The sequence below is a fragment of the Agromyces sp. NPDC056965 genome (assembly GCF_042673425.1).
In the GTDB taxonomy this organism is placed as follows: Bacteria; Actinomycetota; Actinomycetes; order Actinomycetales; family Microbacteriaceae; genus Agromyces.
The window spans coordinates 23,163-29,825 of sequence record NZ_JBHURI010000051.1 but is presented as its reverse complement, the minus strand read 5'-3'; the positions used below and the strand labels follow the sequence as shown (position 1 = coordinate 29,825).

Below are 6,663 nucleotides of genomic sequence, written 5' to 3'. Positions count from 1 at the left end.
CAAAATGGGGTTGGGGGCATGCCGCGGCATCCCCTCACCCCCTGGGTGTCGAACGGCTCAGATGCCCTGCCAGGCGGGCTTGTTCGCCCACGCGTGCCGGTAGTAGTCGAGGTTCTCGAGCTCGGCCGCAGCGGCCTCGTCGACGATCACCGTCGTGTGCGGGTGCAGCTGGATCGCCGAGCCCGGCTGGCTCGCCGACACGGGCCCCTCGACGGCGGCGGCGACGGCGTGGGCCTTCGCGGACCCGAACGCGAGCAGCACGAGGTGGCGCGCGCGCAAGATGGTGCCGATGCCCTGCGTGATGCAGTGCATCGGCACGTCCTCCGGCGAATCGAAGAAGCGCGCGTTGTCGAGACGCGTCGCCTCGGTGAGGGTCTTGACGCGGGTGTGCGAGGCGAGCGAGGAGCCCGGTTCGTTGAATCCGATGTGGCCCGTGCGTCCGATGCCGAGGATCTGCAGGTCGACACCGCCGGCCGCCGTGATGGCCGCCTCGTAGTCCGCCCCCGCGTGCTCGATCGAGGCGGGGTCTCCGTTCGGCACGCGCACGAGCTCGGGGGTCAGGCCGAGCGGCTCGACGACCTCGCGCGCGATGACCGCGCGGTAGCTCTCGGGGTGCCCTGCGGGCAGCCCGACGTACTCGTCGAGCGCGAATCCGCGCACGCCCCGCACGTCGATCGCGTCGCCCGCGATGCGTCGTGCGAGTGCACGATAGCTCGCGAGCGGCGTCGAGCCGGTTGCGAGGCCGAGGACGACATCGGGCTTCGAACGGATGAGCGAGACGATCGTGTCGGCCACGAGTGCGCCTGCGGCGTCTTCGTTCTCTACGACGACGACTTCAGCCATGGGTGTTCTCCTACGAGGGCGGCGCCGACGGCGGCCGCTGGGAATCCGGGTGGGACGACCTGCACGCGAGCGGCGAGGTCGATCGATGCGAGGAAGGCCGAGTCGGCCGCCCACCGATTCAGGATACGGCGTATGCCGACGAGGAGGGGTTCACCGAGCGCGGCGAGCCCGCCCCCGACCACCACCGCATCGACGTCGACGGTCAGCACCAGCAGGCGGACCGCCGTCGCCACCCCGGCGAAGAACTCCTCGCGTACCGCGATGGCCCGCGCGTCGCCCGCATCGGCCGCGTCGAAGAGCTCGCGGGCCGGGTGCTCGGACGCGGTCGGCCAGGTGCGGGCGATCGCGAGGCCCGACGCCACGGTCTCCAGGCATCCGCGCTGGCCGCAGCCGCACCGGACGCCGGCGGGGTCGATCGGGATGTGGCCGATCTCGCCGGCGACGCCATGGCCGCCCCGGAGCAGTCGCCCGTCGAGCACGACGCCGGCGGCGAGTCCCGTGCCGAGGTTCAGGTAGGCCATCGACGTCGTCCGGCGTTCGCCGGACACGGCGCCGCCGCCGGTCGAGCCCAGCAGGTGGTGGGCCCCCAATGCCGCGGCCTTGACGTCGTTCTCGACGCGCACCTCGACGCCGAGGCGATCGGAGAGCCGGCGGCCGAGGTCGAGCCCCTCGAGCCCGAGGTTCACCGCGTGCTCCACGCGACCCGTCGCGCTGTCGACCGCTCCGGGGATGCCGATGCCGATCGAGGTGAACGACGCGGCGCGGACCCCCGCGACCTCGCTCATCCGCTCGACCGTGCGGAGCGCGGTCGCGACGACCGCCTCGGCGCCGAAGCCCGTGGGCATGCGCACCTGGTCGCTCAGTTCTCCGTCGGCATCGATCGCCACCGCGGCCGTCTTCGTGCCTCCGATGTCGATGCCGAGCCTCACGGCGTCGCCACCGCAGCCCTGAGCGCGTCGTCGACGAACTCGATGACCGCCTCGCCGAGGAGACGCGATGCGCCGAACGTCGACACGTCGGCGTAGGCCCGATCGTTCGACGGCCAGCCCATGTCGATCGTCACGACATCGTCGCGCACGGCGCGCAGCGACTCGATCGCCGATCGGGCGAACGCGTGCCGGTGCAGGTCCTTGCCCACGACGAGGACGGTGCCCTCGAGGCTCGCCGGATCGACGAGCCCGTGCTCCGCCGAGACCGGGACCGTCACGGCGTCGCCGAGCCACGACGGGCTCGCGGCGACGTCTTCGGCGGCGAAGGGGCCCCAGGGGGCGACACCGACCGCGATGTTCGCGACCGTGTCGACCCGCACGACGGTTCCGACGCGGGGCGATCGGGCGAGGCGCTCGCGCGCGACATCCGTCACCTCGAATGCGCCGATGACCCGACCGATCTCCTCGGCGTCGTGCTGCGGCTCGATCGACGCGGGCAGCGCCGGTCCGGCAGGCACCGGCACCGAGTCGGCCGCGAGCGCACGCACCCGCGCCGCCGATTCGCGCACGCGCTCCTCGGGGAGCCGGCCGGTCGCGATCGCGGTCTCGACGGCCGCGACGATCTCGGCCATCTCCTCCGCCGAATTGTCGGAACCGATGCAGAGCAGGTCGCAACCGGCGGCGAGGGCGCGCACAGCAGCTTCGGGTATGCCGTGCACGCCGCTCGCCCCCTTCATGTCGAGGGCGTCGGTGACGATGACGCCGTCGAACCCCAGCTCCCCGCGGAGCAGGCTGTTGAGGATCTGCGGGGAGAGGGTGGCCGGGTTCTCGGGATCGAGCTCGGGAATCAGGATGTGGGAGGTCATGATCGTGCGACTGCCGGCAGCGATCGCGGCACGGAACGGCACGAGTTCGCGTTCGCGCAGGGTCGCGAGCGGCACGTCGACCACGGGCAGCGCGAGGTGCGAGTCCGTCGCGGTGTCGCCGTGGCCCGGGAAGTGCTTGGCGCTGGCGGCGACGCCCGTCTCCTGCAGCGCCGTGGTCCACACGGCCGAGTGCCGGGCGACGAGCTCGGGGTCGGCGCCGAAGCTGCGGACGCCGATGACCGGATTGTCGGGGTTCGCGTTTACGTCGACGTCGGGAGCGAAGGTCACGGTGCATCCGGTCGCGGCGAGCGCCTCACCGACGGCCCGTGCGACTCGAGCCGTCAGCTCCAGGTCGTCGATGCGGCCGAGCACGGCGTTGCCGGGGAAGGGCGCGCCGCGGTCGTAGAACAGCCGGGTGACGTCGCCGCCCTCCTCGTCGATCGCGATCACGGCGAGCGGGTTCGCCTCGCGGAGTGCGGCGTTCAGGGCCCGGAGCTGCTCGGGGGTCTCGACGTTCGGCCCGAAGAGGCAGACGCCGCCGAGCCCCTCGCGGAGGAGTCCGAGCACCCACTCCGGCGCATGCAGCCCGTCGAAGCCCGGAAGCAGCGTCGTGAGGATGTCCCGGCGGAGGTCGGTGCCCGCGCCGGTCGAATCGGTGCCGGTCATCCCTTGACCGCTCCGCTCACCAGTCCGCCGACCATCCGGCGCTGCACGAACAGGAAGAAGATCACGACGGGCAGCGTGAGGAGCGTGGACCCGGCCATGACCGCGCCCCAGTTGGTCGCCTCGGTCGCCGACTGGAAGGAGTTCAGCCACGGCGGCAGGGTGAGGTTGTAGCCCTTGAGCAGGAGGAGCGCCATCAGGAACTCGTTCCAGCTCTGGATGAAGGCGAAGATGCCGGTCGAGACGAGGCCGGGAGCGAGCAGCGGGAAGGTGACCCGCCAGAACGCCTGCGCCTTCGTGCAGCCGTCGATCATCGCGGCTTCCTCGAGCTCGACGGGGACGCCGTTGACGAAGCCGCGGAGCATCCAGATCGTGAACGGCACGACGCCAGCGAGGTGAACGATGAACAGGCCGACGAGCGTGTTCATGAGGCGCCAGTCGTCGATCATGTTGTAGATCGTGAACATCATGGCCTCGCCCGGCACCATCTGCACGACGAGCACGCTGACGATGAAGACGATGCGGCCGCGGAAGGCGAAGCGCGCGATCGCGATCGATGCGAGGAAGGCGAAGATCGCGCAGACCACGACGACCGCGAGGGCGACTCCGAGGCTCGACATGAGCGCGTGCGGGAAGTCGGTCTGACCGGGCGCCGCCTCGCGGGTCCACGCGGTGACGTAGTTCTTCCACGTGAAGTCGAAGGGCAGGAAGCTCGGGTTGCGGCTGATGATCTGGTTCGGCGGGGTGAACGACATGTTCACCATCCAGTAGACCGGGAAGATCGAGCAGAGCACGACGACCGCGGCGAGGGTGTTGAATCCGAGACGTCCGACACGCTGCTTGCCGCTGCCGCGGCGCCCGCGCAGTGCTCGCTTGTCGATCGTGCCGAGGTCGGTGCGGGTGGGCTGCTCGGCGACTTGGACGGCGGGGGTGATCTGCGTGCTCACAGCTCCTCCTCCTTCAGGGAATTGCGGACGTTGAAGTAGGAGATGCCCATGAGCAGGACCACCATGAACACGCCGATCGCGGCGGTGACGCCGAACTCGCCGAGCCCTTGACGGAACAGGTAGGTGGGCAGGATGTTGGTCTCGCTCGCGAGGCCGCCCTGCTGCTGCAGCGCGTAGACCTGCGTGAAGATGCGGAGGTTCCAGATCGTCTCGAGCACGATCACGGCCGTGAGCACGTTGCGCATGTACGGCATCACGATGAGCCGGAAGCGCTGCCAGGGGCCCGCGCCGTCGAGCGCGGACGCCTCGAGCACTTCGTCGGGCACCTGGCCGAGACCGGCGTAGAACGTGATCGCCGCGAACGGCAGGCTCTGCCAGACGACGATGATGACGAGCACCATCATGAACGACCACGGGTTGATGAGCCACGAGTGGCCGCGGAAGTCCTGGCTGTCGGTGATCGTGTTGAGGGCCCAGTTGACGAGGCCGTAGTCGGTGTCGAAGATCCAGCCCCAGACGACGGTCGCCGAGAGCGGCGGCATCGCCCAGGCCAGCAGCAGGCCGATGGAGACGGCGAGGCGCCAGGCCTTCCCGAGCTTCGTCATGAGCAGTGCGATGAGCATGCCGATGGTGACGATGAGCACGGTCAGCACGACCATGAGCCCGAGGCTGCGGGCGAGCACCGCCGGGAAGTCGGACTTCGTGAAGATCTCGATGTAGTTGTCGAAGCCCACGAAGTCGGGCGACGTGCCGAGCATCTTGTTCTTGATCTCGAGGTTCGTGAAGGAGTTCACGAACATCACGATCGTCGGGTAGACGACCATGACGACGAGCAGCGCGATGCTCGGAGCGAGCAGCAGCCAGGGAGCCCAGGGCAGCGGCTTCTTCTTGCGGGGACCTGCGGGGGAACCCTTGGGGGGACGGGGTGGCTTGGTGCTCGGCGTGCGCGGCGATGCGTCAGGCTCGGTGAGGGTTGCGCTCATGGCTGCTCCTCGAATGTGTCGCGGGGGGATCGCGGTTTTGACTGATGGTACGTCTCGGGCGCGGCATCGGCGGCGGGCCGGAGGAATGACGTGGGACGGGGGGCGGAGCTGTGTGGGACTCCGCCCCCCGCGCAGGGGCTCAACAGGCTAGCTGTTGAGGATCTCCTCGATCTGCGCGTCGAGGTCGGCGGCGATCGCCGCGACGTCGCCACCCTGGGCGATCTTCACGAGCGCCTCCTGGATGATCTGCGCAGCCTCGACCTCGGCCCACTTCGGGGTGGTCGGGGTCACCTTCGAGTTCTCGAGCGCGACGGCCTGGGCCTTCGCGATCTCGGTGTCGGGCAGCGAGGCCGCCGACGCCGTGAGGCCCGGGGTCAGGCCGCCCTCGGCGAGGAGGGTCTGGTAGCCCTCGCCCGCCATGATGTCGAGCGCGGCGCGAGCCTGCTCGGGGTTGGCGCTCTTCGTCGCGACGGCGATGTTCGAGCCGCCGGCGAAGATCGGAGCGGTCTCGCCCGCCTCGAGGCCCGGCAGCGCGAAGGCGCGCAGGTCGGAGCCGTAGGTGTCGGGGCAGCCCGGTGCCTCGGCGTCGGCCGGAGCGGTGATCGACCACTGCACCCACGCGGGAGCCGAGAGGAAGACGTCTTCACCGGCGCAGAAGGGAACCTGCGGGTCGGTCTCGTCGCCGTCCTTGGCCGCGTTCGACGCGTTCAGGTAGACGTCCTGCAGCTGGGTCAGGCCCTCGATGCCGCCTTCGCTCGAGAAGCCGGCCTTCCACTCGTCGCCATCCTGCTCGGCGATGAAGCCGTCGTGAGCCCAGACGTAGGGAAGCGCGTTGTACCAGTCGCGACCCGGTGCCCAGATGCCCGAGCGGGTGTCGGTCTTCAGCGCCTTGCCCGTCGCGACGTACTCGTCGAGCGTGGTCGGAACCGGCGTGGCGCCGAGGATCTGCTCGCTGTAGAACACGATGCGGCCGCCGGCGTAGTACGGCGCTGCGTAGAGCTCGCCGTCGTAGGTGGCGGACTCGACGAGGCCGGGCAGGTAGTCGTCGGCTGCGAAGTCGGTGAGGGGCAGGAACAGGCCCTGGTCCGCGAAGCTCGCGGTCTGGGTGTTGCCGACCTCCACGACGTCGGGCGAGTCATTCGACTGGAGCGCAGCTGCGTAGGTGTCGCTCACGTCGGCCCAGGTCTTCTCCTCGACCGTGAGGGTCCAGCCTTCGTTCTCAGCCTCGAAGGTGTCCTTGAGGTAGGCGCGCGCGGTGTCGGGGGTGTCGCTGCCGACGACCCAGACCGTGATCTTGCCACCGTCGGCAGACTCACTTCCACCACCGGCGCTACAACCGGCGAGGGTCAGGGCAGCAGCGGCGCCGAGCGCAACAATGCCGAGTTTCCTCATTTGTCGTTTCCTTTCATGGGGTGGGGGAGGCAGCGGGGGT

Annotated in this window: 6 protein-coding genes; all 6 read right to left on the bottom strand. The window is 69.8% G+C overall.

The features are described from left to right. Positions 1 to 57 precede the first annotated feature (57 nt). The 6 genes from ACFTQE_RS13645 to ACFTQE_RS13620 all read right to left on the bottom strand — a co-directional run bounded on the left by ACFTQE_RS13645 (position 58) and on the right by ACFTQE_RS13620 (position 6,623). A complete protein-coding gene (locus ACFTQE_RS13645; protein ID WP_376925584.1) occupies positions 58 to 843 on the bottom strand; it encodes a glucosamine-6-phosphate deaminase in 786 nt (261 codons plus the stop codon). Further along, complete coding sequence (locus ACFTQE_RS13640) at positions 822 to 1,772, bottom strand: ROK family protein (RefSeq protein WP_376925583.1); 951 nt, start codon at positions 1,770 to 1,772, stop codon at positions 822 to 824. The genes ACFTQE_RS13645 and ACFTQE_RS13640 overlap by 22 nt, the downstream gene beginning before the upstream one ends. After that, positions 1,769 to 3,304 (bottom strand): glycoside hydrolase family 3 protein, encoded by a 1,536-nt coding sequence (locus ACFTQE_RS13635; RefSeq protein ID WP_376925582.1) that lies wholly within the window; start codon positions 3,302 to 3,304, stop codon positions 1,769 to 1,771. The genes ACFTQE_RS13640 and ACFTQE_RS13635 overlap by 4 nt, the downstream gene beginning before the upstream one ends. Continuing rightward, complete coding sequence (locus tag ACFTQE_RS13630) at positions 3,301 to 4,248, bottom strand: carbohydrate ABC transporter permease (RefSeq protein ID WP_376925581.1); 948 nt, start codon at positions 4,246 to 4,248, stop codon at positions 3,301 to 3,303. The genes ACFTQE_RS13635 and ACFTQE_RS13630 overlap by 4 nt, the downstream gene beginning before the upstream one ends. Next, positions 4,245 to 5,231: a carbohydrate ABC transporter permease gene (locus ACFTQE_RS13625; RefSeq protein WP_376925580.1), complete on the bottom strand. Its 987-nt coding sequence runs from the start codon at positions 5,229 to 5,231 to the stop codon at positions 4,245 to 4,247. The genes ACFTQE_RS13630 and ACFTQE_RS13625 overlap by 4 nt, the downstream gene beginning before the upstream one ends. A 147-nt stretch (positions 5,232 to 5,378) precedes the next feature. Beyond that, a complete protein-coding gene (locus tag ACFTQE_RS13620; RefSeq protein WP_376925579.1) occupies positions 5,379 to 6,623 on the bottom strand; it encodes an extracellular solute-binding protein in 1,245 nt (414 codons plus the stop codon). Positions 6,624 to 6,663 lie beyond the last annotated feature (40 nt).

Excerpts from the sequence above, each read along its gene's own strand:
- ACFTQE_RS13645 (WP_376925584.1), bottom strand. The coding sequence starts at position 843 with ATGGCTGAAGTCGTCGTCGTAGAGAACGAAGACGCCGCAGGCGCACTC.
- ACFTQE_RS13635 (WP_376925582.1), bottom strand. The coding sequence starts at position 3,304 with ATGACCGGCACCGATTCGACCGGCGCGGGCACCGACCTCCGCCGGGAC.
- ACFTQE_RS13625 (WP_376925580.1), bottom strand. The coding sequence starts at position 5,231 with ATGAGCGCAACCCTCACCGAGCCTGACGCATCGCCGCGCACGCCGAGC.
- ACFTQE_RS13620 (WP_376925579.1), bottom strand. The coding sequence starts at position 6,623 with ATGAGGAAACTCGGCATTGTTGCGCTCGGCGCCGCTGCTGCCCTGACC.